The following is a 24,317-nucleotide window of genomic DNA, read 5'->3' as shown; positions in this document are numbered from 1 at the left end:
TGGTGCCTCCTTTTAAATAGACAGAATCATTTGATGCAGTGTTTCTACATCGATTTGTTCAATATCGGCACGACCGAGTGACCGCACCAAAATAAAGTTTACCGTTTGTCCCATTTTCTTTTTGTCCGAAAGCAGGGCCTTAAAAATCGCTTCCCGCGGATAGGGGAGATCGACCAGCAATCCGACCTCCTGCAAAAGGGAGGACAAATAATCATCCAGATCGTTGTTTGTACCCAACTGCTGCGCGATCTTCATCGCTGCGACCATACCCATTGCCACGGCCTGACCATGCGTATGCGCGGTATAATTGCCGATTTTTTCAATGGCATGTCCAATGGTATGCCCAAAATTTAAAATCATACGCAGTCCGGTGTCATGCTCATCGACTTCAACCACATCGCGTTTGATCTTGACGCATTCGTAAATCAATTCCTCAATATTCTCGCGATAGTGAGGCATGCGCACCATATCCAGAATTCCGCGGTTTTTGATGCAGCCATATTTGATGACTTCGGCCATGCCGTCAATAAAGGTCGCATCCGGCAGCGTTTCGAGTACTGTCGGGTCGATGAGAACCAAACGAGGCTGATAAAAAGCGCCGACCAGATTTTTGCCTTCCGGCAGATCGACCGCCGTTTTCCCACCAACCGAGGAGTCCACCTGCGCCAGGAGTGTTGTCGGAATCTGGCAGAGGGGGACCCCACGCAGGAAAGTGGCCGCAGCAAATCCCGTGACATCCCCAGTCACCCCGCCGCCCAGTGCAATCACCAGATCTTTTCGGGTCATGCCTGCGGACAGCATGTCGTGATAAATCCCTTCCACGGCTTCCAGACGCTTGTATTCTTCACCAGCGGGAAGGATCGTCGAGGATACCGGCAGGTCGAACTGCTGCGCCACCGCATCCAAATACAGAGGCGCCACATGGGAATCGGTTACAATATGTACCCGGCTAGGCGAAAAAACACGGGCACATTGTGCGGCTGTCGTTTGAAGCAGTCCGGCCGCGATCAAAATATCCGACGACCCAGCCGAACCGTTAAGCGTAAGCTGTTTCATTATCTTTTGTCCTCAAACACAGGGTTAAATCTCGCGTCCCATCGCCGATGCAATGCCGCGCAGAGAGTTCATCGTTTCGGCGAACGATTCGTAAGTTAGCGACTGTGCACCGTCCGACAGTGCATGCGCCGGATCGTTGTGCACTTCGATCATCAGACCGTCTGCGCCAGCTGCAATGGCGGCACGGGCCAGGGGAGCGACCATCCAGTAGATGCCGCCTGCATGGCTGGGGTCGACAATAACCGGCAAATGGCTCATGCGCTTGAGTACCGGCACCGCCGAAATATCCAGCGTATTGCGGGTATAGGTCTCATAGGTACGGATACCGCGTTCGCACAGGATGACGTTTTCATTGCCGCCTGCCATCAAATATTCCGCAGACATCAGGAATTCCTCGATCGTATTGGCAAAGCCGCGCTTGAGCAGAACCGGCTTTTGGGTCTGGCCCAATTCTTTGAGCAGTTCGAAGTTCTGCATATTGCGGGCGCCGACCTGGAAGCAGTCGCACTTGTCCATGAATAGATCGATATGGGCCGGGTTGGTGATCTCGGTGACAACCGGCAGACCGGTAGCCTGATGCGCTTCGTGCAGCAGTTCCAAGCCCTCGGCTTTCAGACCCTGGAAAGAGTACGGAGAAGAGCGGGGCTTCCAGGCACCGCCGCGGAGCACGGTTGCCCCTTGTTCCTTGACATGCTGTGCAACATCAATGATTTGTTCCTTGCCTTCTACCGAGCACGGACCTGCCATGACAACGATTTTATTGCCGCCAACTTCGACATTCTCACCGATTTTGACAATCGTATCCAGCGGGTGCATCTTGCGGTTGGCCAGTTTAAACGGCTCCTGTACCTTGGTGATACGCTCGACATATTCGTCGCGCAGCAGGGCATCTTTGTCCACCGAAGCGGTATCGCCCACAAGCGCCAGAACCGTGGTACCTGTGCCATAGATGGGATTGACATGCACACCGAAACGATTGGTCAGCCATTCGGACAACTGTGCAATATGTTGATCGGACGCTCCATTTTTCATTACAATAATCATAACATCGCTCTCCTTTGAAATTGTATACACAATGTAGATATTGCTTTACAAGCATAAAAAAAGCCTTTCGCCCAAAAAGGGACGAAAGACAAACTTCCGCGGTACCACCCACATTCGGCAAAAGCCGCACTTTTCCGATACAAATATATCGTATCCAGATAACGGAGGAACCCGGTAAAGCCTACCGCAGATGTTTCAGCTTTACAGCTCAAGAGGGAACTTCACTAAGCCCGCGTCTGCATCTGCTTACAGTCTGGACAGATACTCCCTGAAAGCCGCTTGTGGCCTTGCTACTTCCTCTATCATCGCATTCACAATATTTGAATTTATTATACGAATCTTTATACCTTTTGTCAAGAGAAAATACACAAAAATCCAAACGGTCTTCCGGCATATGCAGCCATGTCCTCGCATAGGATGGGGATAGGTGATGAACATGAAAGGAAAAGAAGTCCAAATCAAGCGTTTTGTACAGGCCATTGGCTGTCTGACACCTCGTCTTCAAAATATCGCCCTGCATCTGAGCGAATCCCAGCAGGCGACCTGCGAAGAACTCCATCTGCGCGCCGGACATCCTCTGCATATCCAAGTCGATGGCGCCGAGCGGGAGATCCCGTCCCCGCTCATCCAAACCGAAGAACTGCGCGAGATCGTCAGCCGCGCTGCTCGGTATTCGGTACATAGCTACGGCGAAGCCCTGGCACAGGGATATTTACCGCTCGAAGGGGGGCATCGCTTGGGGGTATGCGGTACTGCGGTGGTCAAAGAGAGGGCAATCACCGGGATCCGTACCATCTCCTCGCTCAATTTGCGCGTGGCACGTCAAAATCCAGGGGTCGCTTCGTCCATATTGCCAAATATTCTGCAAGCTGGCCGGGTGCGCAGCACACTCATTCTTTCTCCTCCCGGTTTTGGGAAAACCACCATCTTACGGGATCTGATCCGGCAGCTTTCTGGACAGGGCATCCGCATAGCGGTCGCCGACGAACGCGGGGAGATCGCCGCCATGCAGGATGGTACGCCCCAATTTGATGTGGGACCGCAGACCGATGTACTGGACGGGTGCCCCAAAGCCCCCGGTATGATGATACTCCTGAAAACTATGTCGCCGACCGTTTTGACATTGGATGAGATCACATCACCTGCCGATGTAGACGCAATCACCTTTGCCGGGCATTGCGGAGTCAGTATTTTGGCCACAGCGCATGCCATTGACCTGGAAGATTTAAAGCGAAGGCCACTTTATCGAGATTTGATGCGTCTTTCCATTTTTGAACTGGCTTTGTGCATCTCCAAAGATGGTGCAAACCGAAAATATGAAATCCAAGAGATTGGAGGAATATGAATGCTGAGGATGCTTGGAATGGTTTTGGTCGTTGGAGCTAGCACAACACTGGGGCTTTCTGCCAGGCAGCGGCTAAGCCATCGGGTACGTAGTCTGACCCAGTTTATTCAGGCTTTTGATCTGCTCATTGCAGAGATGCAGTCCAATCAAACGCCTTTACCCCAATTAATTTCCATGCTCACCCAGGAGGATATCGGGGAAAGCACTCGGTTTTTTAAAATCTTACAGAAACGGATGCAGGCCAATACCGATCTGTCCTTTTCCTACCACTGGCAGACGACGGCGCGTGATCTGGCGGAAGACCTGGGGCTGGAAAGCGGGGAAGTGGATGTGCTGCGGCAAGCAGCTTCCTACTTAGGCCGCTATCAGGCTGAGCAGCAGCTTGCCGGGCTCATGCACACCCGGGAACAACTGGTCGGTATTTGCAGACAAGCTCGCCAGACGCTCGAAACCAAAGGCAATCTATATCGCACCTGCGGCATCGCGGTCGGTGTTGTTGTCGTACTGATGATGCTGTGAGGTGATTGCCATGCAGATCGATTTGATTTTTAAAATCGCAGCTGTCGGAATTTTGGTTGCGGTTTTCAATCAGCTTTTGATTCGTTCCGGACGAGAGGAACAGGCTTTGATGACAACGCTGGCTGGTTTGGTCGTTGTCATGATGATTCTGGTGCAGGAAATCGGAAATCTCTTTAATATGATGAAATCTGTCTTTGGGTTTTAGCTATGGAACTATTGACTTGGGTAGGCATTGCAGTCACGGCCGCGATTTTGTCCCTGACCTTAAAGCCCTATCAGCCGATTTTTGCATTTCTGACTGCTTTGGCTGCTGGATTGTGCTTATTGACCGCAGCAGCACAAGCGGTTTGGCAATTGTCCGGGGCAGTCACAAATTTAGCATCGGCAGCCGGCATCTCGGATTCCATTTATCTTCCTGTTATAAAGGTCGTGGGCATTGCGACGGTGATTCGCATTGCGGGGGCTATTTGCAAAGATGCCGGACAAGATGCCCTTGCTGTGAAATTGGAACTGGTGGGGGGTATCGCGGCACTGGTTGCCTGTTTCCCGCTCATTGACGAACTGGTCGCCCTGGTAAACAGCATTTTGCAATGATAAGGAATCGAAAATTTATGCGAAAATTTGTTTGGATGCTTATTCTGCTCGCCGGGCTCCTGCTTCCACGCGCCTCTGCCTATGATACGGACTCTGTTTTGCAAGATTTAGGATTTTCCGATGCGATGCAAGCACTGCCCGGCGAAGCTTCGTCCATGTTGGATGGTGTCGATCTTACCCAGGCAGCCAGTGATTTGGGCAGCGGCATTGCCCAGCTTCTGGAACAGGTCGATGAAAGGAAGCTATGGACCAGCGCAGCGCGCAGCTTGACAAAAATGCTGCTGATTGCAGTTGTGATCGGGGCTGCCAATGGCTTTCATAGTATCACCGGGAATCAGGAATTTCCTGTGATTGCGATTGCCGGAGCTTTGGGGATGACCGGCGTGTTGTTCCGCGATTTGCAAGGGATGTTGGCGCTTTGTACGCAAACCTTGGAACAAACTTCGGTCTTTTCCACGACGCTTTTGCCTGTGATGGCCGGGGCACTTACCATATCCGGTGCGCCCGCAACCGCCAGCGCAACGCAAGGCATTACCATGCTGGCAATGGATCTTTTGATTCGGTTTATCAATACGGTGCTGGTTCCTGCTGTATGCGCATACATTGCGATCATTACGATGAATGCCGCATTGGGAAACGATATCTTAAGCGGACTTGCGAATTTTATAAAATGGCTGACTACTGGCAGTTTAAAACTCATGCTCACCGTTTTTATCGCATATCTATCTATATCCGGTGCCATCGGGGGCAGCGTGGATGCTGTTACCCTCAAAACCGCTAAATTTGCGGTTTCCGGTTCGGTCCCTGTGGTCGGCGGCATTATTTCCGATGCGACCGAGTCCATGCTGGCCGGTATGGTGACCATTAAAAATACAGTCGGCATTTTCGGGATGTTGGGCGTGGCGGCGATCTGTATCTTGCCCTTTCTGCAAGTCGGCATCAATTACTTATTTTTCAAGGCTGGCAGCGCGGTATTATCGCCGATTTGCAGTCCTTCTCTAAGCAAATTGATGTCTGGCATCGGGGATAGCTTTGGACTGATGCTGGGAATGCTGGGCACGTGCAGCGCGATTTTGTTTTTTGAACTAGTCTTTTCAATTTTGATGGTGAAACCAATATGAGTGGAATTTTAAAAGCCCTGATATTAAGCGTGGCGGCAGCAGCCCTTTTCGCTGCCATTGCCATGACATTCATTCAAGCCGGCACCCTCAAAGAGATCGTGCGTTTCGCTGCAGGGCTTATGATCACTTTGGCGCTCTTGACGCCGATTTCCAAGCTGCAGCTTTTTCCTTGGCGGCAGCTTGCCATTCAAAGCACCGAAACTGTTGACCAGCATATTGAACAGGCCCAGCAGCAGCGCAGCACTTGGATGCTCCAATCGGCATCGCAGGAAATACAGTCCTATATCGCCGGACGACTGCGTGAACACGGGATCACCTGCGAAATCCAAGTAGAATTATCCTATGCCTCTGAGGATTCTATCGCCCTGCAGCAGGTCACTCTATCTCAAATTCCAGAGCAAACAGACACGCAAACCATACAAAAAATCCTAGAAGAGGAATGCGGAATCGAAAAGGAGAAGCAAACGTATGTGGAAACAGAAGGCTCTTGAATGGACAACCAAAATAACCCCGTACCTACAAAAATACCGTTATGTCTGGATCATCCTGCTGGTCGGTGTATTCATATTATATATGGGAGCCCCCCGGGATGCACCGGAGGAACAGACCACCTCTTCATCCGCTCAAGCCGAATCCACAAATTTTGATTTGGAAGCGTTTCAGCAGACCTTACAAGAAAAGCTTTCCATGATCGACGGTGCGGGCCAGGTGGAACTGATGCTTTCCATGGAAGATACCGAAGAGGTCGTTTACGCTTCCAATACACGACAAAGCACCAGTGGAGAGCAAACCTCATCGTATGAAAATAACCTGTCCGTCTTATCCGACGGCAGCTATGGAGAACAGCCCGTCCGTGTCAAAAGCGTCTGTCCCACGTTTCGCGGTGCGGTCATTTTATGCGAGGGAGGGGATGATACCAAAGTCCGGTGGTCAATCACCGAAGCGGTTTCAGCCGCATGCGGTTTGAGCACAGATAAAATTACTGTTCTCAAAATGCAATCCAAATGAAAAGAAAGGGCGAGGTACAATGAGTAAATTAAAAAAACGTGGCGCGATTTATGGAATCATTGCCGTGATGCTAGGTGTTGCTGTATACTTAAACTGGAGTTATGTCAGCACGCCGGACGATCTTCTGGTCGCCGGACAGGTCGACTCTGGCAACACCAGTGAAGAAAGACCAAAGGAAGAAACAACCGAAGAGACCGCCGATACGGCTGAAACGGTTTCTGCTTCGGACTATTTCGCACAATCCCGCCTATCGCGCGAACAGGCGCGTGATGAAGCGATCAGTATCTTAAAGGAAACGCTGCAAGATGAAACGACCGATGAAAAAGGGAAGGAGCTCGCTACTGCGCAAATTTCGCAAATGGCCGATGATTCAGTGACCGAAGCGCGCATTGAAAGCCTGATCAAAGCCAAAGGCTATCAAGATGCGGTTGTATTTTTGGGAAGCGACAGCGTTAACGTGATCGTCGCTCCGCCGCAGGCCGGATTTACCGAAACCGATGCGTCCAAAATTCGGGATATTGTCGTTGCAGAAACTTCTCTGCGGGCCGACCAGATCAAGATCGTGGAAGCTGCTTGATTTTGCAGATTAACCCTTGGCTTTTGCGGGAATACTGTGGTATAATATTGGCATCAAAACTCACAAAAAACAGGTTCCGTTTCGCCGACCTATTTCGGCAAGCGGATTGTTGTGATAAAAGGAGCGTTGTATATGTCGGACCACAAGGATTATTGGACGACCGCGGGCGATCAGGGCACAATCAAAATTTCCGAAGATGTTGTTGCATCCATTGCAGCGATTGCAGCGTCAGAAACAGAAGGGGTCAGTGGACTCTATTCCAGTTTTACAGACGATATTGCGACTTTTTTAGGTAAAAAAAATCTGGCAAAGGGCGTCAAGGTGCAGCTGCATCCGGATGACACGGTCGAAATTGACATCTGTTTCCTAGCGCAGTTTGGTTATAACATTTGCAGCATCGCCAAAAAGGTTCAGGAGGCCGTACATTCTTCGATCGAAGCAATGACTGGCCTGAATGCAACCTGCATCAACATCCATGTCGGCGGCGTTACGTTCGCTCTTCCCGAAGAGCAGTCGGTTGTGCCGGTCAGCACACCGGAAGAAGGGGAATAATGTCGAGCGCGAAGAACTGAGCTTCTTCGCGCTTTTTTATCGGGTGACTTGCTTTTGAAAGCCAATCCGTGTAAAATGAAATACTACCAGTTACTTTTCGAAGGATTCAAATGACATTTTTATATTTTGGAGGGACACGATGAGTAGAAAAAAAGCCAGAGAGATCGCGCTCCACTTGGTTTTTGAAATGGGATTTCGCGAATTTGAAGCAGAAGAAATTCTGATCGATCGTTTGAATGAAAATATTATGCAGTCCATCAGCGGTGATATTGCCCTGTATGCTGGAAAGCTGGACTCCAAACAAACCGCATATATTGTGGATGTTGTGAAGGGCGTTGCCGCGCACTTGTCGGAAATCGATACGCTGATTGAGCAAAATGCCCGCGGCTGGAGCATGCAGCGCATTTCCCGCATGACGATGGCTGTTCTGCGTTTGGCTATCTATGAAATGAAATATGTGCCGGATGTGCCGATTGGCGCTGCGATCAATGAGGCGGTCGAATTGGCAAAAACCTATGAAACCGAGGATACCGGCGCCTTTGTCAACGGTATTTTGGGTACCATCGGCCGCTCCTTGGAACAGGAGTCGGAATGAGCCGCTGGTATTTGGGTATTGATACTTCCAATTATCGTACATCAGCAGCGCTGTTTGATGCCGAGCATTGCTGTCATGAAAATCACGGACGACTTTTGGACGTGCCCCAAGGCAAGCTTGGACTGCGTCAATCTGAGGCGCTTTTCCAGCATACGATCCATTTACATGGACAAATTGCACAGCTGACAGAAGGAATCGGGACTCAAATCCGCGCAGTTTGCGTCAGTACGCGCCCTCGCGCAGTAGAAGGGTCGTATATGCCATGCTTTTTGGCTGGCGAAAACGTTGCCCGCAGCATCGCACATATTTTGGGCGTTCCGTTGTATATTTGTTCTCATCAACAGGGTCACATCGTAGCAGCAGCATATAGCGCCAAACAGCTTTCGCTTCTGGACAAGCCTGTGCTGGCATGGCATTTATCCGGCGGTACAACCGAATTGCTGCTTGTAACGCCGGGAGCCGATGGCTTGCCTTGTGCACAGATCATCGGTGGCAGTACCGATATTTCTGCGGGGCAGCTCATCGATCGAGCGGGTGTGCTCTTAGGTCTGGAATTTCCCGCTGGACCGGCACTGGAAAAACTGGCGCAGGATTCGGACAGCGTCAAGCCTTTTCCGGTCAAGGTGAGCGATTCGTATTTTTCTCTATCCGGGATGCAAAATAAAGTTGAGCAAATGTTCGAAGAGCAGCATCCTGCCAGTGATATTGCGCAGTTTACCTTGGAAACTGTCCTTTATGCTGTCAAAAAGGCAACTGCAAATGCCAAACGGCTGTATGATGTTCCGGTTCTATGCGCGGGTGGGGTCATGAGCAACCGCCGAATCCAAACTCAGATGCAGCAGACGTTTTCCGCTTTTTTTGCCACACCGGAATTATCGGGAGATAATGCTGTCGGCGCTGCAATTTTAGCCGCACAACAGAATGGAGAGTGCTTATGGCGGGTTCCCGCATCTATACCGTCAGTCAATTAAATCAGGAAATTAAAAATTTATTGGAGAGCAACCCTTCTTTTCTCAATCTATTTGTTCGCGGGGAGATCTCCAACTACAAAGCGCATCCTTCCGGGCATCACTATATGACCATCAAAGATGAAGGCGCTGCGATTTCCGCTGTATTGTTTCGCTCGGACGCAGCAAAGCTTCGGTTCCGGTTATCCAACGGATTGAAAGTTGTCGCACGTGGCCGCATCAGTTCCTTCCCCAAAAGTGGGCAGGTTCAGCTTTATCTGGCAGACCTGATGCCCGAAGGGGCTGGCTCTTTGCATCTTGAGTTTGAACAGCGCAAAGAAAAGTTATATCAAGAAGGTCTGTTCGATGTGTCGCACAAACAAAGCATCCCGGCATATCCGGAACATATCGCCATTATTACATCCCCGAGCGGAGCGGCGATTCAGGATATGCTACGCATTTTGAAGCGCCGCTGGCCGCTTGCGGAGGTGACCGTTTTTCCGGCTACGGTCCAGGGACCATCCTCCCCTCGAGAGCTTATCGCAGCTCTGCAAGCTGCAAACGCACAAGGAAAGGCCGATGTCATCTTGCTGGGGCGCGGCGGCGGTTCCATGGAAGACCTTTGGGGATTTAATGATAAGTCTTTGGCACGGGCGATCTATCATAGTACGATTCCCGTCATTTCGGCTGTGGGCCACGAACCGGATGTCACGATTGCGGACTTTGTTGCAGACCTACGGGCTCCAACGCCGTCCGGCGGCGCCGAACTCGCTGTACCGGACCGCAACGACGTGATGTCCAGCGTACGCCGCCTAGACAAGCGATTGCAAACCGCTTTTGAGCGTCACATCGACCGTCATCGTTCTCAATTGACCCTTCAGATGCACCGACTGAAAAGTCATGCACCGATTCGGTATGTGATGAATCGCCGACAGGCGGTTGACAGTCTGCAAAACCGTTTGCAGAAAGGGATGCGCAACACATTGCAAGAAAACAATCTAGCAGTTGATTGGGCAGTCCAGCAGCTCGAACATGCGATCACACATCGAATGGAAAAGGCGCGTGCCCAATATCAGCATCATACCGCACTATTGGATGCATACAGTCCCTTAAAAATACTCAGCCGCGGCTATTCAGTGGCTTTGGATACGACTGGAAAAGCAGTGACCAATGCTGCTGCTTTATCAATTGGAGATCATCTTACTGTATGCTTTAAAAAAGGACAGGCCCGCTGCCGCATACAGGAGATCGTAAAAAGCGAGGAACAAATACATGGCAACCAAAAAGAAAATGACGTTTGAGCAGACCATGCAGCGATTGGAGGAAATCGTCCAAACCCTGGAGCAGGGGGATGCCCCTTTGGAGCAGAGCGTTGCCCTGTTCGAGGAAGGCACCAAACTTTCTGCCAAACTGCATGAAATGCTGGATACAGCTGAACAAAAAGTCCAAATGGTCAATCAGCCTGCTGAAACCGAACCCGAAGCATCAATTCCCACAGAAGGGGAGGGAGACGTATGACATGGACGCATCAGCTGGATGCTTATATCCAGCAAGTTGAAACCTTTTTATCCCACTACTTGCAGACCGATGGCTGTGTAGGGCAGGAAAAAATCGTAGAAGCGATGCGATACTCCGCACTCGCAGGCGGCAAACGGCTGCGCCCTGCGATCACGTTGGAGTTCTGCCGCATTTCCGGCGGCAAGCCCGAACGCGCCCTCCCGTTTGCTGTTGCGCTTGAAATGATTCATACGTATTCTCTGATTCATGACGATCTTCCTTGCATGGATGACGATGATTTGCGGCGTGGGCAGCCTACCAACCATAAAGTGTACGGGGAAGCAATGGCTGTGCTGGCAGGGGATGCTCTATTGACACAGGCATTTGAATTGGCTTCCAATCCTGGATACACCGCTGGACTGGATGCGCGCGTCACATTGCAGGCAATTCATTGTCTGGCACAGGAAGCTGGTGTTCTGGGAATGATTGGCGGACAGGTGCTTGACTTACAGGCCGAAGGACAGGAGATCGGGGCACATGCTTTGATCCAGCTGCAAGAGCGGAAAACAGGCGCTTTGATCCGCGCAGCGGCGCAAATGGGCTGTCTAATCGGCGGCGCTTCGGAAAAACAGATGCAGGCCGCGACGCAATATGCAGAGCAGCTTGGCTTGGCATTCCAAATTCAGGATGATATTTTGGACATCGAAGGCGATGAAGCAACGCTCGGAAAGCCGATCGGCTCGGATCAGGCCAATGAAAAATCGACCTTCCCGTCGCTTTTGGGACTGGAAGCATGCCACGAAAAGGTGCATGAGCTGACCAATGCCGCAATCGCTGCCATTGAAGCAAATTTTGCGGACACCGACTTTTTAACCTCTCTTGCCCAGTCGCTGGCAGATCGGCAGAAATAAAAAATTTACAACTTGCCTGCATGATTATACAGAAATTTACGCATACCTACTTGAAAGTGCTGGATGGTATCTGCTATAATACAGATTGTTGATTTGGGGATATTTGTAGATATCCTTTCTGCGGGTGACGCAGTATTCTAGTCAGTGCATACGATCCCGAAAGCGGGCCTAAAAATCCGTTAAAGGGCACATCGATGAAGTCCCTGGTGCTTGCTTCTTACGCCCAGTCTGGGGTGGGTGCTGGGGGTTAAGGCTTTAGGGCGCGTTTCAATGGCATGAAATACCGACCCTATTGCCGTGGAGACCCGTGGCTGTCGGGCACCTATAGCACCCTGTTATGGGGTTGATGGATGTCCAACGGTGCGGGGTGAAACCTGTATTGCGGTGTGGCGGCAAACGATGCAATACCTCTGTTTTTACAGCTCGGCTGCATCGGAAAGACCAAAATGCTGTGTGCAGAGTAGCCTGCCTTGCGTGGTTATGGTGGATGGAGTACCTGCTTTGCAGTGCACGGCCATGTGCTGCAAAGAATCGATCTTGAAACCATGGCTGCAAAAGAGGCTAAGGATCGTGTTGGCTGTAGTGGAAATCACCTAGACTGTCCACCAGGGCAGGCGAGGGATTGCAGTACGGACTAAGTGGCAATTCGGTCCCGGATATGGTAACATACCGGCTCGGCTTTTAAAGGGAAACCGCCAGAGCGGCGACGCATGGTAAGCCGCGGGGAAATCCAACCGAACCTCAAGCCGTAAGATTTACCTCGTCTGTCGTCACCCTCTATTTCGAAATAAAGACTGGCTCGAAACCGTGGTTTCGAGCCTTGTTTACATATTTTGTAGCTAGGAGTATTGTGTAAATTGGACGCCAAAGATAAAAACCGTAAAAAAAGCAGCAAGCCCTCTTCAGGGGTGTTGCGTCAGGTCAATTGGAAATGGGTCGGTACGATCACCGTTCTCAGCTGCCTGATTTCTGCATCCATGTCCTATATTTCATCGGAAGCGTTGAACAATGTCGGAAATATCGTCGCGTTCATCATCCTGCTGCTTTTTATTGCCATTGGCATTTTATTCGATGTGATCGGCATGGCAGCTGCATCGGCCACCGAAAAAGAATTTCACTCCATGGCCGCAAAAAAAGTGGCTGGTGCCAAGGAAGCCGTCTGGCTTTCGCGCAACGCCAACAAAGTCTCCAGCATCTGTAACGATGTGGTCGGCGACATTTCGGGTATCATATCCGGCGCCACCGGCGCGATTATTGTCGCGCATTTGACCGCCGGTATGGACCCGATTCCGGTCACGGTAATTTCCTTGACAATCACAGGTCTGATTGCTGCTTTAACCATTGGCGGTAAAGCGGTTGGCAAAGGATTTGGTATTGGATACAGCATTCAAATTGTCTTTGCGGTGGGACGCATCCTGTCCTTTTTGCCCATCCGTTTGGATAAGAAATAAGAGATCTGGTTTTACAACATTCGAAAAAACCGGATAAGGAGAAAGTATGAAGCGATATGGCATTTTAGACCGCATCCAGTCGATTGCAGACTTGCGGGATCTATCCTATGAAAATTTAAATGAGCTATGCGCTTCTTTGCGTGAGTTTATTGTAGATCATGTTTCCCAAACCGGCGGCCATTTGGCATCCAATTTGGGCATTGTAGAATTGGCGGTAGCGTTGGAACGGGAATTCGATTCACGCAAAGACCGGATTGTATATGATGTCGGGCATCAATGCTATGTGCATAAAATTTTGACCGGCCGCAAAGAGGCATTTACTCATTTGCGGCAATATGGCGGAATTTCCGGCTTCTTACGCCCTCAGGAGAGCGAAACCGATGCTTGTATCAGCGGACATGCCTCCAACTCTGTTTCGGTCGCGCTGGGTATGGCCCACGCCCGCACCATTCGCGGCCAGAAATACCATGTGATCGCCGTCATTGGAGATGGCGCATTGACGGGCGGTATGGCCTATGAAGCACTCAATAGCGCGGGGGGCAGCGGTGAGCCTTTAATCGTTGTGCTCAACGATAACAATATGTCCATTGATAAAAATGTCGGTGCTTTGAGCCGTCATCTGGCCAAACTGCGTATCAGTCCACGCTATATGCGTACCAAGAATCGTGTCAAGCAGGCTTTTCGCGTATTACCTGGCGGCAAGGCGCTGACCCGTACCATTTCCTGTGTCAATAGTGCCGTGAAATCGGTGATGCTGCCCAGTTCTTTGTTCGAAGACATGGGGTTTGCATATTTGGGTCCTGTGGATGGTCATGATATCAAAGCCGTCTGTGAGTTGCTCCAGCTGGCAAAATCCATGAAAAAACCTGTACTTATTCATGTCATGACCAAAAAGGGAAAGGGATGCCAATATGCCGAAGAACATCCCGATGCATTCCATGGGGTATCCCAGTTTGATCCACTTACCGGACAGACGGCAAAAAAAAGTTCTGCTTCCTTTTCTTCGGTCTTTGGTGAGACCCTTTGTGAGTTAGCCCGCAAAGATGGCCGCATTTGTGCGGTTACGGCTGCGATGCCTACTGGCACCGGTCTTTCACAATTTTCCGAGCAATTTCCCAATCGTTTTTTTGACGTTGGAATTGCCGAAGAACATGCCGTTGCCATGACAGCCGGTATGGCCAAGCAAGGACTGAAACCGGTGTGCGCCATCTATTCTACCTTCTTGCAGCGCGGATACGATCAGCTTATCCATGATATTGCCATTGATGGTACGATTCATGCGGTGTTTGCCATCGACCGGGCAGGCATCGTGGGAGCCGATGGAGCGACCCATAATGGCGTATTTGATATTGCATACCTGCAATCCATTCCGGGATTTAAAATCCTTTGTCCGTCCAATTTTGCTGAACTTCGCACGATGATGACACAGGCAATTTACCACAGCAATTGCGCGGTTGCCATTCGATATCCGCGCGGCGGGCAAGGACCTTTCGAGGAGGATACAGCGGAACACTGGGCAGTCTGTGTGCGCGGTCAACAGCATGCTTGCCAAATTACCATTATCACTTATGGTATCTTAATCAACGAAGCCTTCCGTGCGGCGGAACTTCTTGAAGCACAAGGAATTTACACGCAAATATGGAAAATCAATGAGATTTCCGAGGAGCATCGGTTGCTTTCACCGGAAATGATTGCGCAGCTTTGCGACAAAATCCTGGTTTTAGAAGATGTTGTACACAACGGATGCTTTGGACACAACGTCATAGAAGCGGTTGACGGACAAAAAGAAGTACGCTGCTGTAACACCGGAAACCGTTTTCTTCCGCATGGTAATGTTGCAAAGGTGTATGCCGATTGCGGAATTGATGGCGCTCATGTAGCTGCACAAATTCAGCAATGGCTGAATTCCAAATAAAAAAATAGTACGGGATGGAGAAGAGCATGGCAAAAAAACGTTTGGATGTATTATTATTTGAAAAAGGGCTTGTTCCGTCCCGCGAACGGGCAAAGACAACCATTATGGAAGGTCTTGTTTATGTCAACGGACAGAAAGCCGATAAAGCGGGCGAAAATGTAGCCGAAGACGCACAAATCGAAGTGCGCAGCAATGGCAAGACCTTTGTATCCCGAGGCGGCAAAAAAATCGAAAAAGCCCTTGGATATTTCCAAATCGATCCGTCGAGATTGGTTTGTATGGATATCGGTGCATCGACCGGTGGCTTTACCGATTGTCTGCTGCAACGGGGTGCGGTCAAGGTATATTCGATTGACGTAGGGTATGGTCAGCTTGCATGGAGTTTGCGACAAGACCCCCGTGTCAAGTGCATGGAACGAACCAATATTCGCTATGTTACACCAGATATGCTGGAAGAAACGCCCTCTTTTGCCGTAATCGATGTTTCTTTTATCTCGTTGGGGTTGGTGTTGCCAGTTGTCCACGACCTGTTGTCCGAAGATGGACACATTGCCTGTTTGATTAAGCCGCAATTTGAAGCCGGAAAAGGAAAGGTCGGAAAAAAAGGCGTCGTGCGCGACCCTGCGATCCATCAAGAAGTCTTGCAAGGTTTTGTTGCGCATGCACATGATGCAGGGTTCCACGTTCTTTCTCTCACTTTTTCTCCCATCAAAGGTCCGGAAGGCAATATTGAGTTCCTAGGTTATCTGGGCAAATGCGAGCCAGAAGGCATCTATGATATCACTGATGTTGTAACACAGGCGCATGAATCCCTCAATTAAAGGAAGATCCGATGAAAAGCGTATTTATTAGTCCGAATTTAAGAAAAATAGGGATTCTCAGTGCAATACAGGATACCTGCCAAATTCTCTATAATTATGATGTGCGTATTATGATGCCTCTTCAGGCGCAGGCCATCGTTCCAGACGATCCCAAGATTTGTTTTTTAAATAGTGCCGATGCCATCCCGCAAGCAGATTTTATCATCTCTCTGGGAGGAGACGGGACGATCTTACGAATCGCGCGGCAAGCAGCCGTGCATCAAGTGCCACTGTTGGGCGTGAATGTTGGGCACGTTGGCTTTATGACCGAATTGGAACGCGAAGAAATCCACTTAATCTCGAAAGTCTTGCAGGAAGAATATACAATCGACAGCCGCATGATGTTGGAACTATCGATTCTGCGCAAAGGACATGTTGTGTATTCGCAAACTGCCCTCAACGATGTAACCGTCACAAAACACAATCCATTTCACGTTATCTGCATCGATATTAGTGCAGACAGTGTGCCGGTCACCGGCTTTCGAGGAGATGGTGTGATTATTGCAACGCCTACGGGAACAACCGCCTATTCTTTGGCAGCCGGAGGACCGATTATTGAACCATCCGCCGAAAATATTGCTGTAACTCCCATTTGTCCACATGCCTTGCAGGCTAAGTCGTTTGTATTTTCTCCTGAGCGTGAGATTGCGGTAACGGCTTCCGGTCTGGATGGCAGTGCAGTTTGTGTGTCCGCCGATGGCGATGGCGGCATCGAAGTGCGGCCGGATGATATTGTTATCGTCCGCCGTTCCAAGTTAGATACGCATCTGATTCGGATCAAAGGTAAAAGCTTTTATCATATCTTGCGAAAAAAACTTTCCGACGGAGGGAATAAAGATGAAATTCCAACGGCAGGCTAAAATATTAGACTTAATTGACCAATTTGAAATCGAAACCCAGGAAGAACTGTCGGAACATTTGCGCGATCTGGGATATACAACCACACAGGCAACCGTATCCCGTGACATCAAAGAACTGCGGTTGATCAAAATTTTATCTTCGACCACCGGAAAATACCGCTATGCCGTAGCGACCTCGGAAGTAGAAAACAGCTTTACCAATCGCTTGCGGAATATTTTTAAAGAATGTGTTACCGAAATCAGCTATGCCCAAAATATGGTCGTTATCAAAACCTTACCTGGTCTGGGACAGGCTGCGGCGATGGCCATCGATGCCATGCGCGATAAGCGCGTGATTGGTACTTTGGGAGGCGATGATACGGTATTTATTGTCATGCGGGATGAAAGTGTAGCCAGCCAATTCTGCTCCGAAGCACAAAAAACTTTACTGTAACACGGTTTATGCAGGAGAAAAATACCTATGCTCAGTCTGCTTCATATTGAGAATATTGCTGTCATCGAACAGGCAGATCTGGAATTTGAAAATGGCTTGACCATTCTAACCGGTGAAACGGGTGCTGGTAAATCGATTATCATTGATTCGATCGGGGCTATTTTAGGACAACGGGCCGGAAAGGGGTTCATTCGTTCGAGTGCCTCCAAGGGATTTGTCAGCGCGGTTTTTTCCAATATTTCGGATGAATTATCTCAGTGGCTCCACGAAAACCAGTTGGATGGAGAAGAGAAAGATAGTATCCATATCCAGCGGCAAATCTCTGCCGATGGTAAGTCAGTTTGCCGGGTCAATATGAAGCCTGTATCGGTTTCGGTGCTGAAACAAATCGGGCCATATCTGATGAACATTCATGGTCAACATGATGGTCAGCGACTGCTGGATGAAACATGTCATATCGATTTTTTGGATTGCTTTGCGGGCTTGCAGGATGATTTGCACGTTTATCAACCGCAATATCAACGGCTTTTGGCTTTGAAACGCCAAATCAATGAACTGGATAAAAGTGAGCAGGAACGATTGCAGCGCTTGGATATGCTGCGTTTTCATGTGCAGGAAATCGAAGAAGCAGCGCTGATCGATGGGGAAGAAGAACAACTCACCGAACGCAAGGCTTTTTTTGACAACGTTGGCCGTTTAGTACAAACTCTGGAGCAAGCGTTTCAGGCGTTGGACGGGGAAGAGGATTATGTCACAGGTGCCTGTGATTTACTCAATGATGCAGCCAACCGTTTAGGCAGTCTGGCGGATGTATCCAGTGAATTCAGTGAACTGTCTGAACGTGCGGAAGAAGTGAAATATTTGGCACTTGATCTGCGGAATGCTGTATCCCAAATCCGCTCCCGGACAGATTTCTCAGTAGAAGAGCGCACGGCGGTAGAAGAACGTCTGGATTTGATCTATCGCCTGAAACTCAAATATGGACCAAGCATTTCGGACATTCTGGCGTATGCGCAAGCCGCTCGCACAGAACTGGATACGCTGGAATCCGCAGATGGAACCCGCGAAGCTTTATTGCAAGAATATAAGGAGCTTTTGTCGCAGGCTCGCGAAAACGCTCGTGTAATATCGGCCAAACGCCGGGAAAGTGCCCGCATTTTGGAACAGCGTATCATTGCGGAATTGTCCGACTTGGATATGACCAAGGTCCGGTTTGCTGTACGTATGGAAACCGGCAGCAAACTCAATCCCAAGGGATTTGATGGGGTATCCTTTTTGATTTCTGTAAACCCTGGCGAGCCGCTGCAAAGTATCTCCAAAGTAGCTTCGGGTGGTGAACTATCCCGTATTATGCTTGCAATGAAAAATGTTCTGACCGAGCAAGAATCGGTGGACACATTGATTTTTGATGAAATTGATACCGGTGTATCCGGTCGCGCCGCCCAAAAGATTGCGCATAAACTAGCTCAAATCGGCACCAAAAAACAGACCTTGTGCGTGACGCATTTGCCACAGATTGCAGCCATGGGCGCCCATCATATGCTCATTACAAAAAGCGTTCATGGAGAACGCACCTATACCAAAGTACAAATCATGACCGATGAGCAGCGTGTGGAAGAAATTGCACGGATGATTTCGGGGGACCAGATTACCGATACTTCCCGTAAAAACGCGCGGGAATTGCTGCAAGCATCGCAAATATAAAGGATGTATGTTATGATTATTATTCATGAAAATTTTAAGGAACGAGCCCCTTGACATCATAGCTGGATTTACTGCAATTTACAAAAAGGAGTTTATCAAATATGACCGTTTTTGAAGAACTGAAAGCGCGTGGCTTGATCGCGCAATGCACGAATGAAGAAAAAGTACAGGATTTGCTGGATAACCACCAGACAACATTCTATATTGGTTTTGATGCAACCGCAGACAGCCTGCATGTAGGACATTTCTTGCAGCTCGTTGTCATGAGCCGCTTACAAAAAGCCGGCCATCGCCCGATTGCCCTGATTGGTGGCGGTACAACCATGATTGGTGACCCAACCGGCAAGACTGATATGCGTAAAATGCTCACCAAGGAAGAAATCGAGCATAATGCAGAATGCTTCCGCAAGCAGATGCGCCGCTTGGTCGACTTTACGGACGGCAAAGCCTTGATGATGAACAATGCGGATTGGATTTTGAAGTTTAATTACATGGATTTCCTGCGGGAAGTCGGCGTTCATTTCTCGGTCAACCGCATGTTGACGGCTGAGTGCTTCAAATCGCGCCTGGAAAAGGGCCTTAGCTTTATTGAATTTAACTACATGTTGTTGCAGTCTTACGATTTCTTACATCTTTACCGCACAATGGATTGCCACTTGGAACTTGGCGGCGATGACCAGTGGTCCAATATCATCAATGGCGCCGACCTGATCCGTCGTGTGGATGGTAAGGACGATGCCTATGGTTTGACCTTTACACTGCTGACCACATCGGAAGGCAAAAAGATGGGCAAGACCGAAAAGGGTGCTGTCTGGCTCGATCCGGAAAAGACATCCCCCTATGATTTCTTCCAGTACTGGCGTAACGTCGACGATTCGGATGTCATTCGCTGCCTCAAGCTTTTGACCTTTGTGCCGCTGGATGAGATTGCAGAATTCGAAAAGTTGGAAGGCGCCGAGCTCAATAAGGTCAAGGAACGCTTGGCATATGAAATCACCTCCATGGTGCATGGTAAGGAACAAGCCGATCAGGCTCTGGCGGCTGCAAAATCTCTGTTTGAGGGCGGCGCCGCGGATGCCAATATGCCGAGCACCATTTTGCAGGATGCCGACTTTACCGACGGCATGATCGGCGTATTGACCCTTTTGGTTAAGTGCGGCCTGGCTTCGTCGAACGGGGACGCTCGCAAGCTGATTCAGGGCGGTGGTATCTCGATCGACGGCGAAAAGGTAAGCGATCCGAAGACCCAGCTTTCGCAGGATGATTTTGCAGACGAACGCATTCTCAAAAAGGGTAAGAAGACCTACCACAAAGTTATGTTGGAACACTAATTTTCGTACGCCGCAGACTGTATTAGTCTGCGGCGTATTTCCATGTCTGCGGTTCATATCCTTGCATAAAATCCCCATTTTAACTCAATACTATGTACAGCCTTGCACTATAAAATTCTTGCGTTCAGGAAAGGTGATTATCTGTAAAATTTACACTTTCGAAATGCGAAAAAATTTGCTATAATGACAAGGTATATGATTGAGGAGTTCATTATGGACATTTTTGAGGAAATTACCAAACTGCGAGAGCAGCTACAATATCATAACCGGAAATATTATGATGAAGACGCCCCAGAGATTTCCGATTATGACTATGATATGATGCAGCGAAAACTGCGCACGTTGGAGGCAGCACATCCAGATTTTATTACGCCTGAATCGCCTACCCAACGTATCGGCGGCCATGCAAGCGATAAGTTTTCCAAAGTAGTACATGCTTATCCCTTGGAAAGTCTGCAAGATGTGTTTTCTTTTGAAGAATTGCAGGATTTTTATACGCGGGTCGAAAATGTGACCGAGCAGACTGAATACGTTGTAGAATTGAAAATTGACGGTCTATCGGTCGCGTTGGAATACCAGGACGGTGTGTTTGTGCGCGGCGCAACACGCGGTGATGGCCAAGTCGGTGAGGATGTCACCGAAAATCTCATGACCATTGCTGATATTCCGCACATTTTGCAGAATGCGCCACCGCGTTTGATCGTGCGCGGTGAAGTCTATATGCCCCGGTATGTCTTCGAGGAGCTGAACGCGGAACTGGAATTGCAGGAAAAACCGCTGCTTGCGAACCCACGTAATGCCGCAGCGGGGTCCTTGCGGCAAAAGGATAGTAAAATTACCGCCAGTCGGAAACTCTCGATCTTTTGTTTCAATATCCAGAATAGTGAGGAGCTTCCTCTGCAAAGCCATACCGAATCGCTGGATTATTTGAAAAAGCTTGGATTTCCGGTCAGCCCCTATTATCCGCTGTTTTCTGACCCAAAGGATGTGCAGCAGGAAATCGAACGGATGGGAGAACTGCGCGGAGAACTCGACTTTGACATTGATGGCGCTGTCATTAAAGTAAACTCGTTTGCGCAGCGGGAAGCTTTGGGTTCCACTGCAAAATTTCCGCGTTGGGCAGCGGCCTATAAGTATCCTCCGGAAATCAAGGAAACGCTACTTGAGGATATCGTGATTTCGGTCGGACGTACCGGTGTGCTGACACCAAATGCTGTGTTGCGGCCTGTTCATTTGGCTGGTACGACGGTTTCCCGTGCCACGCTGCACAACCGTGATTTTATCCGGGAGATGGATGTACGCGTTGGAGATACGGTATTAGTCCGCAAAGCGGGTGAAATCATTCCGGAAATTATTGGCGTACAAAAAGAAAAGCGACCGCCAGAAGCTGTACCGTTTGAAATGCCGTCGGTATGCCCAGCTTGTGGGGCACCGGTATTTCACGATGAAGAAGAGGCGGCGATTCGATGCACTGGGGTAGAATGCCCCGCACAGCTTTTGCGAAACTTGATGCATTTTGCTTCTCGCGATGCAATGGATATCGATGGATGCGGACAGGCTGTTTTGCAGTCTTTGATCGATGCCAAGTATGTGCACTCGGCAGCGGATTTGTATTATTTGTCGGTCGATGATATCATGGCACTGGAACGCAAAAAAGAAAAATCAGCGAATAATTTAATTTCCAGCATTGAGCAGAGTAAATCCCGGGATTTGTCACGGCTTTTATTCGCTTTTGGTATTCGGCACGTCGGCCAAAAGGCAGGGAAAATACTTTCCAATCATTTTGGTGATTTGGATCATTTGTTAGCTGCTTCTCTGGAAGAATTGACCGAAATCCGCGATATCGGCGCAACCACAGCGGAGTCCATTGTTTCATGGCGAGAACAGGAACAGTCCAAACATTTGATTGAACGACTGCGCGCCGCAGGCGTAAACTTCCAAGGGGAGAAAACGGCTAAATCGGATGAGTTGGCTGGTAAGACAATCGTAGCGACCGGCAGCTTGCAACTCTTTACGCGAAAAGAAATCAACGAACTGATCGAATCTTTGGGCGGAAAGGCCGCTGGATCGGTTTCGAAAAAAACCGATTTTGTCGTTGCTGGAGAAAATGCTGGTTCTAAACTCAAAAAGGCAAATGAATTGGGTATTCCCGTATTGACGGAAGAAGAATTCAAACAGCTTATAGAAAAGAAATCATAAGACAGGAGGCTTTTTATATGGCAATCGAACGGAAAGAAATTGAGCATATCGCACAGCTTGCGCGATTAGATATCGGCGGTGAAAATTTTGATCACCTTGCCGAAGATATGCAGGGGATTGTTGCCATGGTCGATCAGCTGCAGGCTCTGGATTTGGGAGATGTCACCGATGTGATCGATACCGAGCGTAAAAATGCATTCCACGAGGATGTTGCTGTACAGGAATTTACGCCGGAAGAATTGATTGCACCCAATGCGCCAGACTTCCAAGCTGGCGGCGTTGCCGTTCCGCGCGTTGTGGAATAACGAGAGGGGGATTACGATGGAATTATTTAAAAAGACAGCATCGGAACTTTCGTCCATGCTTCAAGCAAAAGAAATCAGCTCGGTCGAGCTGACCAAAGATCTGCTGGCCCGTACCGAAGCCGTAGAGGGCAAAGTGCAGGGATATGTGACCCGTACACCCGAATTAGCGCTTGCACAGGCCGAGCAGGTTGACCAAAAGCGTGCCGCCGGGGAGGAACTCTCGGCTTTGGCCGGTATTCCGCTTGCAATCAAAGACAATATTTGTACCAAGGGCACTCTGACGACCTGTGCTTCCAAAATGCTGTACAACTTCAACCCGCCTTACAATGCAACGGTCGTTGAAAAGTTGTCGGTACATGATGTCGTTATGATGGGTAAGGCGAACATGGACGAATTTGCTATGGGCTCGTCTTGCGAAAATTCGGCTATGCATCCGACGTATAACCCGCATGATCTGTCCCGTGTACCAGGCGGCTCTTCGGGCGGCTCGGCTGCTGTTGTAGCAGCTGGTGAAGTACCGCTGTCGCTCGGTTCGGATACTGGCGGTTCGATTCGCCAGCCGGCATCGTTCTGCGGCGTTGTTGGCTTGAAGCCCACCTATGGTGCCGTATCCCGTTATGGCCTGATCGCTTTTGCTTCTTCGCTGGATCAGATCGGTCCGTTTGGCCGCAGCGTTGAGGACGTGGCAATGCTGTTGGATGCCATTACGGCGCATGATCCCCGTCACGATTCCACCTCGGTACAGGTGCCGTTTGCGGGAACGACGCGCGCTAATCTCAATCCGGATATGGCTGGTATGAAGATCGGCCTGCCGACCGAATACTTCGGTGAGGGCATCTCGGAAGATGTTCGGAAAAATGTACTTGCTGCTGCCGATGCGTATAGGGCAATGGGCGCCGAAGTGTTTGAAATTTCTCTGCCGCTTTCGGAGTATGCGCTGCCGATTTACTATATCCTGTCCTCCGCGGAGGCTTCTTCCAATTTGGCTCGCTTTGATGGCGTGAAGTATGGTTACCGTACCCCGCACGCAGAGGAAGATCTGATTGCTCTGTACACCAAATCGCGTTCGGAAGGCTTTGGTCAGGAAGTGCAGCGCCGCATTATGCTGGGCACCTATGTGCTTTCTTCTGGCTATTATGACGCCTATTACAAAAAGGCTCGCGCCGCACAGCGCAAGATCAAGGCAGAGTTTGCCGCAGCATTTGAAAAGTGCGACGTCATCCTGACCCCGGTTGCACCGACTACGGCTTATCCGGTTGGCTCCAAGACCACCAATCCGCTGGAAATGTATGCGGGCGATATTTGTACGGTTTCGCTCAACATCGCAGGTCTGCCGGGCTTGGTACAGCCATGCGGTTTCGATGCGAACCATATGCCGGTCGGTATGCAGCTGATTGGTCCGCGCTTCGGCGAACAGAAGCTGCTCAACGCTGGTCTGGCGTTTGAGCAGGCAGCAGGTATTAAGAACCTGGTTGCCGAACTATAAAAGGAGG

At 49.6% G+C, this 24,317-nt stretch carries 26 protein-coding genes and 1 other annotated feature; of the genes, 24 read left to right on the top strand and 2 right to left on the bottom strand.

The window, feature by feature from the left end:
- Window positions 1–12: 12 nt before the first annotated feature.
- Together aroB and aroF are read right to left on the bottom strand one after the other, a co-directional pair.
- A complete protein-coding gene (gene aroB / locus EFB11_RS00440; protein ID WP_122788387.1) occupies window positions 13–1,056 on the bottom strand; it encodes a 3-dehydroquinate synthase in 1,044 nt (347 codons plus the stop codon).
- A 24-nt stretch (window positions 1,057–1,080) separates the two neighbouring features.
- Complete coding sequence (gene aroF, locus EFB11_RS00435) at window positions 1,081–2,100, bottom strand: 3-deoxy-7-phosphoheptulonate synthase (protein ID WP_122788386.1); 1,020 nt, start codon at window positions 2,098–2,100, stop codon at window positions 1,081–1,083.
- A 74-nt stretch (window positions 2,101–2,174) separates the two neighbouring features.
- Window positions 2,175–2,415, bottom strand: a binding site (T-box leader).
- A gap of 121 nt (window positions 2,416–2,536) precedes the next feature.
- On the opposite strand from aroF, the gene EFB11_RS00430 reads away from it, so the two are divergent.
- From EFB11_RS00430 to gatA, 24 genes are all read left to right on the top strand, one after another.
- Window positions 2,537–3,445: a stage III sporulation protein AB gene (locus tag EFB11_RS00430; protein WP_164706519.1), complete on the top strand. Its 909-nt coding sequence runs from the start codon at window positions 2,537–2,539 to the stop codon at window positions 3,443–3,445.
- Window positions 3,446–3,964 carry a stage III sporulation protein AB gene (locus EFB11_RS00425; RefSeq protein WP_122788384.1) on the top strand — a complete coding sequence of 173 codons (519 nt, stop codon included), beginning with the start codon at window positions 3,446–3,448 and terminating at the stop codon, window positions 3,962–3,964.
- Window positions 3,965–3,974: 10 nt separating this feature from the next.
- A complete protein-coding gene (spoIIIAC, locus tag EFB11_RS00420) occupies window positions 3,975–4,169 on the top strand; it encodes a stage III sporulation protein AC (protein WP_122789691.1) in 195 nt (64 codons plus the stop codon).
- 2 nt (window positions 4,170–4,171) lie between these two features.
- Window positions 4,172–4,558 carry a stage III sporulation AC/AD family protein gene (locus EFB11_RS00415; protein WP_122788383.1) on the top strand — a complete coding sequence of 129 codons (387 nt, stop codon included), beginning with the start codon at window positions 4,172–4,174 and terminating at the stop codon, window positions 4,556–4,558.
- Window positions 4,559–4,575: 17 nt separating this feature from the next.
- Entirely contained in the window at window positions 4,576–5,679 is a 1,104-nt protein-coding gene (locus tag EFB11_RS00410; protein WP_164706518.1) for a stage III sporulation protein AE, read from the top strand.
- A complete protein-coding gene (locus tag EFB11_RS00405) occupies window positions 5,676–6,170 on the top strand; it encodes a stage III sporulation protein AF (RefSeq protein WP_122788381.1) in 495 nt (164 codons plus the stop codon). The genes EFB11_RS00410 and EFB11_RS00405 overlap by 4 nt, the downstream gene beginning before the upstream one ends.
- On the top strand, window positions 6,148–6,687 hold the full coding sequence (locus EFB11_RS00400; protein ID WP_122788380.1) for a hypothetical protein: 540 nt from the start codon (window positions 6,148–6,150) through the stop codon (window positions 6,685–6,687). Before EFB11_RS00405 ends, EFB11_RS00400 begins: the two co-directional genes overlap by 23 nt.
- A gap of 19 nt (window positions 6,688–6,706) precedes the next feature.
- Window positions 6,707–7,264 carry a SpoIIIAH-like family protein gene (locus EFB11_RS00395; protein WP_122788379.1) on the top strand — a complete coding sequence of 186 codons (558 nt, stop codon included), beginning with the start codon at window positions 6,707–6,709 and terminating at the stop codon, window positions 7,262–7,264.
- A 132-nt stretch (window positions 7,265–7,396) separates the two neighbouring features.
- Window positions 7,397–7,816 (top strand): Asp23/Gls24 family envelope stress response protein, encoded by a 420-nt coding sequence (locus EFB11_RS00390; RefSeq protein ID WP_122788378.1) that lies wholly within the window; start codon window positions 7,397–7,399, stop codon window positions 7,814–7,816.
- A 139-nt stretch (window positions 7,817–7,955) separates the two neighbouring features.
- The gene (gene nusB / locus EFB11_RS00385) at window positions 7,956–8,411 is read left to right on the top strand and encodes a transcription antitermination factor NusB (RefSeq protein WP_122788377.1); all 456 of its coding nucleotides are present in this window, start codon (window positions 7,956–7,958) and stop codon (window positions 8,409–8,411) included.
- Window positions 8,408–9,382: a Kae1-like domain-containing protein gene (locus EFB11_RS00380; RefSeq protein ID WP_122788376.1), complete on the top strand. Its 975-nt coding sequence runs from the start codon at window positions 8,408–8,410 to the stop codon at window positions 9,380–9,382. Before nusB ends, EFB11_RS00380 begins: the two co-directional genes overlap by 4 nt.
- Window positions 9,346–10,659 (top strand): exodeoxyribonuclease VII large subunit, encoded by a 1,314-nt coding sequence (gene xseA / locus EFB11_RS00375; RefSeq protein ID WP_122788375.1) that lies wholly within the window; start codon window positions 9,346–9,348, stop codon window positions 10,657–10,659. The genes EFB11_RS00380 and xseA overlap by 37 nt, the downstream gene beginning before the upstream one ends.
- Window positions 10,631–10,876, top strand: a complete 246-nt coding sequence (gene xseB / locus EFB11_RS00370) for an exodeoxyribonuclease VII small subunit (protein ID WP_122788374.1) — start codon at window positions 10,631–10,633, stop codon at window positions 10,874–10,876. Before xseA ends, xseB begins: the two co-directional genes overlap by 29 nt.
- Window positions 10,873–11,766: a polyprenyl synthetase family protein gene (locus EFB11_RS00365; RefSeq protein WP_122788373.1), complete on the top strand. Its 894-nt coding sequence runs from the start codon at window positions 10,873–10,875 to the stop codon at window positions 11,764–11,766. The genes xseB and EFB11_RS00365 overlap by 4 nt, the downstream gene beginning before the upstream one ends.
- Before the next feature lie 857 nt (window positions 11,767–12,623).
- Entirely contained in the window at window positions 12,624–13,217 is a 594-nt protein-coding gene (locus EFB11_RS00360) for a hypothetical protein (RefSeq protein WP_243115134.1), read from the top strand.
- A gap of 46 nt (window positions 13,218–13,263) precedes the next feature.
- Window positions 13,264–15,132 (top strand): 1-deoxy-D-xylulose-5-phosphate synthase, encoded by a 1,869-nt coding sequence (dxs, locus tag EFB11_RS00355; protein ID WP_122788372.1) that lies wholly within the window; start codon window positions 13,264–13,266, stop codon window positions 15,130–15,132.
- Between the two features lie 26 nt (window positions 15,133–15,158).
- The gene (locus EFB11_RS00350) at window positions 15,159–15,953 is read left to right on the top strand and encodes a TlyA family RNA methyltransferase (RefSeq protein WP_122788371.1); all 795 of its coding nucleotides are present in this window, start codon (window positions 15,159–15,161) and stop codon (window positions 15,951–15,953) included.
- Window positions 15,954–15,964: 11 nt separating this feature from the next.
- A complete protein-coding gene (locus tag EFB11_RS00345) occupies window positions 15,965–16,852 on the top strand; it encodes an NAD(+)/NADH kinase (protein ID WP_122788370.1) in 888 nt (295 codons plus the stop codon).
- Entirely contained in the window at window positions 16,830–17,285 is a 456-nt protein-coding gene (locus EFB11_RS00340) for an arginine repressor (protein ID WP_122788369.1), read from the top strand. The genes EFB11_RS00345 and EFB11_RS00340 overlap by 23 nt, the downstream gene beginning before the upstream one ends.
- A 27-nt stretch (window positions 17,286–17,312) precedes the next feature.
- Window positions 17,313–18,989, top strand: a complete 1,677-nt coding sequence (gene recN, locus EFB11_RS00335) for a DNA repair protein RecN (RefSeq protein ID WP_122788368.1) — start codon at window positions 17,313–17,315, stop codon at window positions 18,987–18,989.
- A 101-nt stretch (window positions 18,990–19,090) separates the two neighbouring features.
- On the top strand, window positions 19,091–20,320 hold the full coding sequence (gene tyrS / locus EFB11_RS00330) for a tyrosine--tRNA ligase (RefSeq protein WP_122788367.1): 1,230 nt from the start codon (window positions 19,091–19,093) through the stop codon (window positions 20,318–20,320).
- A gap of 213 nt (window positions 20,321–20,533) precedes the next feature.
- Complete coding sequence (gene ligA / locus EFB11_RS00325; protein ID WP_122788366.1) at window positions 20,534–22,519, top strand: NAD-dependent DNA ligase LigA; 1,986 nt, start codon at window positions 20,534–20,536, stop codon at window positions 22,517–22,519.
- A gap of 17 nt (window positions 22,520–22,536) precedes the next feature.
- Window positions 22,537–22,824 (top strand): Asp-tRNA(Asn)/Glu-tRNA(Gln) amidotransferase subunit GatC, encoded by a 288-nt coding sequence (gatC, locus tag EFB11_RS00320; RefSeq protein ID WP_122788365.1) that lies wholly within the window; start codon window positions 22,537–22,539, stop codon window positions 22,822–22,824.
- Between the two features lie 16 nt (window positions 22,825–22,840).
- Window positions 22,841–24,310: an Asp-tRNA(Asn)/Glu-tRNA(Gln) amidotransferase subunit GatA gene (gene gatA / locus EFB11_RS00315; RefSeq protein WP_122788364.1), complete on the top strand. Its 1,470-nt coding sequence runs from the start codon at window positions 22,841–22,843 to the stop codon at window positions 24,308–24,310.
- Window positions 24,311–24,317: the final 7 nt, after the last annotated feature.

Source organism: Intestinibacillus sp. Marseille-P6563, from assembly GCF_900604335.1.
GTDB lineage: Bacteria > Bacillota > Clostridia > Oscillospirales > Butyricicoccaceae > Butyricicoccus_B.
The sequence above is the reverse complement of the archived record's forward strand: the minus strand, read 5'-3'. Positions and strand labels throughout refer to the sequence as shown.

Coding starts and splice junctions, on each gene's coding strand:
- EFB11_RS00395 (WP_122788379.1), top strand. CDS start 6,707: ATGAGTAAATTAAAAAAACGTGGCGCGATTTATGGAATCATTGCCGTG.
- xseA (WP_122788375.1), top strand. CDS start 9,346: ATGGCGGGTTCCCGCATCTATACCGTCAGTCAATTAAATCAGGAAATT.
- aroB (WP_122788387.1), bottom strand. CDS start 1,056: ATGAAACAGCTTACGCTTAACGGTTCGGCTGGGTCGTCGGATATTTTG.
- ligA (WP_122788366.1), top strand. CDS start 20,534: ATGGACATTTTTGAGGAAATTACCAAACTGCGAGAGCAGCTACAATAT.
- spoIIIAC (WP_122789691.1), top strand. CDS start 3,975: ATGCAGATCGATTTGATTTTTAAAATCGCAGCTGTCGGAATTTTGGTT.
- EFB11_RS00405 (WP_122788381.1), top strand. CDS start 5,676: ATGAGTGGAATTTTAAAAGCCCTGATATTAAGCGTGGCGGCAGCAGCC.
- EFB11_RS00415 (WP_122788383.1), top strand. CDS start 4,172: ATGGAACTATTGACTTGGGTAGGCATTGCAGTCACGGCCGCGATTTTG.
- EFB11_RS00380 (WP_122788376.1), top strand. CDS start 8,408: ATGAGCCGCTGGTATTTGGGTATTGATACTTCCAATTATCGTACATCA.
- EFB11_RS00390 (WP_122788378.1), top strand. CDS start 7,397: ATGTCGGACCACAAGGATTATTGGACGACCGCGGGCGATCAGGGCACA.
- aroF (WP_122788386.1), bottom strand. CDS start 2,100: ATGATTATTGTAATGAAAAATGGAGCGTCCGATCAACATATTGCACAG.
- EFB11_RS00425 (WP_122788384.1), top strand. CDS start 3,446: ATGCTGAGGATGCTTGGAATGGTTTTGGTCGTTGGAGCTAGCACAACA.
- EFB11_RS00345 (WP_122788370.1), top strand. CDS start 15,965: ATGAAAAGCGTATTTATTAGTCCGAATTTAAGAAAAATAGGGATTCTC.
- gatC (WP_122788365.1), top strand. CDS start 22,537: ATGGCAATCGAACGGAAAGAAATTGAGCATATCGCACAGCTTGCGCGA.
- nusB (WP_122788377.1), top strand. CDS start 7,956: ATGAGTAGAAAAAAAGCCAGAGAGATCGCGCTCCACTTGGTTTTTGAA.
- EFB11_RS00430 (WP_164706519.1), top strand. CDS start 2,537: ATGAAAGGAAAAGAAGTCCAAATCAAGCGTTTTGTACAGGCCATTGGC.
- EFB11_RS00340 (WP_122788369.1), top strand. CDS start 16,830: ATGAAATTCCAACGGCAGGCTAAAATATTAGACTTAATTGACCAATTT.
- tyrS (WP_122788367.1), top strand. CDS start 19,091: ATGACCGTTTTTGAAGAACTGAAAGCGCGTGGCTTGATCGCGCAATGC.
- EFB11_RS00410 (WP_164706518.1), top strand. CDS start 4,576: ATGCGAAAATTTGTTTGGATGCTTATTCTGCTCGCCGGGCTCCTGCTT.
- EFB11_RS00365 (WP_122788373.1), top strand. CDS start 10,873: ATGACATGGACGCATCAGCTGGATGCTTATATCCAGCAAGTTGAAACC.
- dxs (WP_122788372.1), top strand. CDS start 13,264: ATGAAGCGATATGGCATTTTAGACCGCATCCAGTCGATTGCAGACTTG.
- EFB11_RS00400 (WP_122788380.1), top strand. CDS start 6,148: ATGTGGAAACAGAAGGCTCTTGAATGGACAACCAAAATAACCCCGTAC.
- gatA (WP_122788364.1), top strand. CDS start 22,841: ATGGAATTATTTAAAAAGACAGCATCGGAACTTTCGTCCATGCTTCAA.
- EFB11_RS00350 (WP_122788371.1), top strand. CDS start 15,159: ATGGCAAAAAAACGTTTGGATGTATTATTATTTGAAAAAGGGCTTGTT.
- xseB (WP_122788374.1), top strand. CDS start 10,631: ATGGCAACCAAAAAGAAAATGACGTTTGAGCAGACCATGCAGCGATTG.
- recN (WP_122788368.1), top strand. CDS start 17,313: ATGCTCAGTCTGCTTCATATTGAGAATATTGCTGTCATCGAACAGGCA.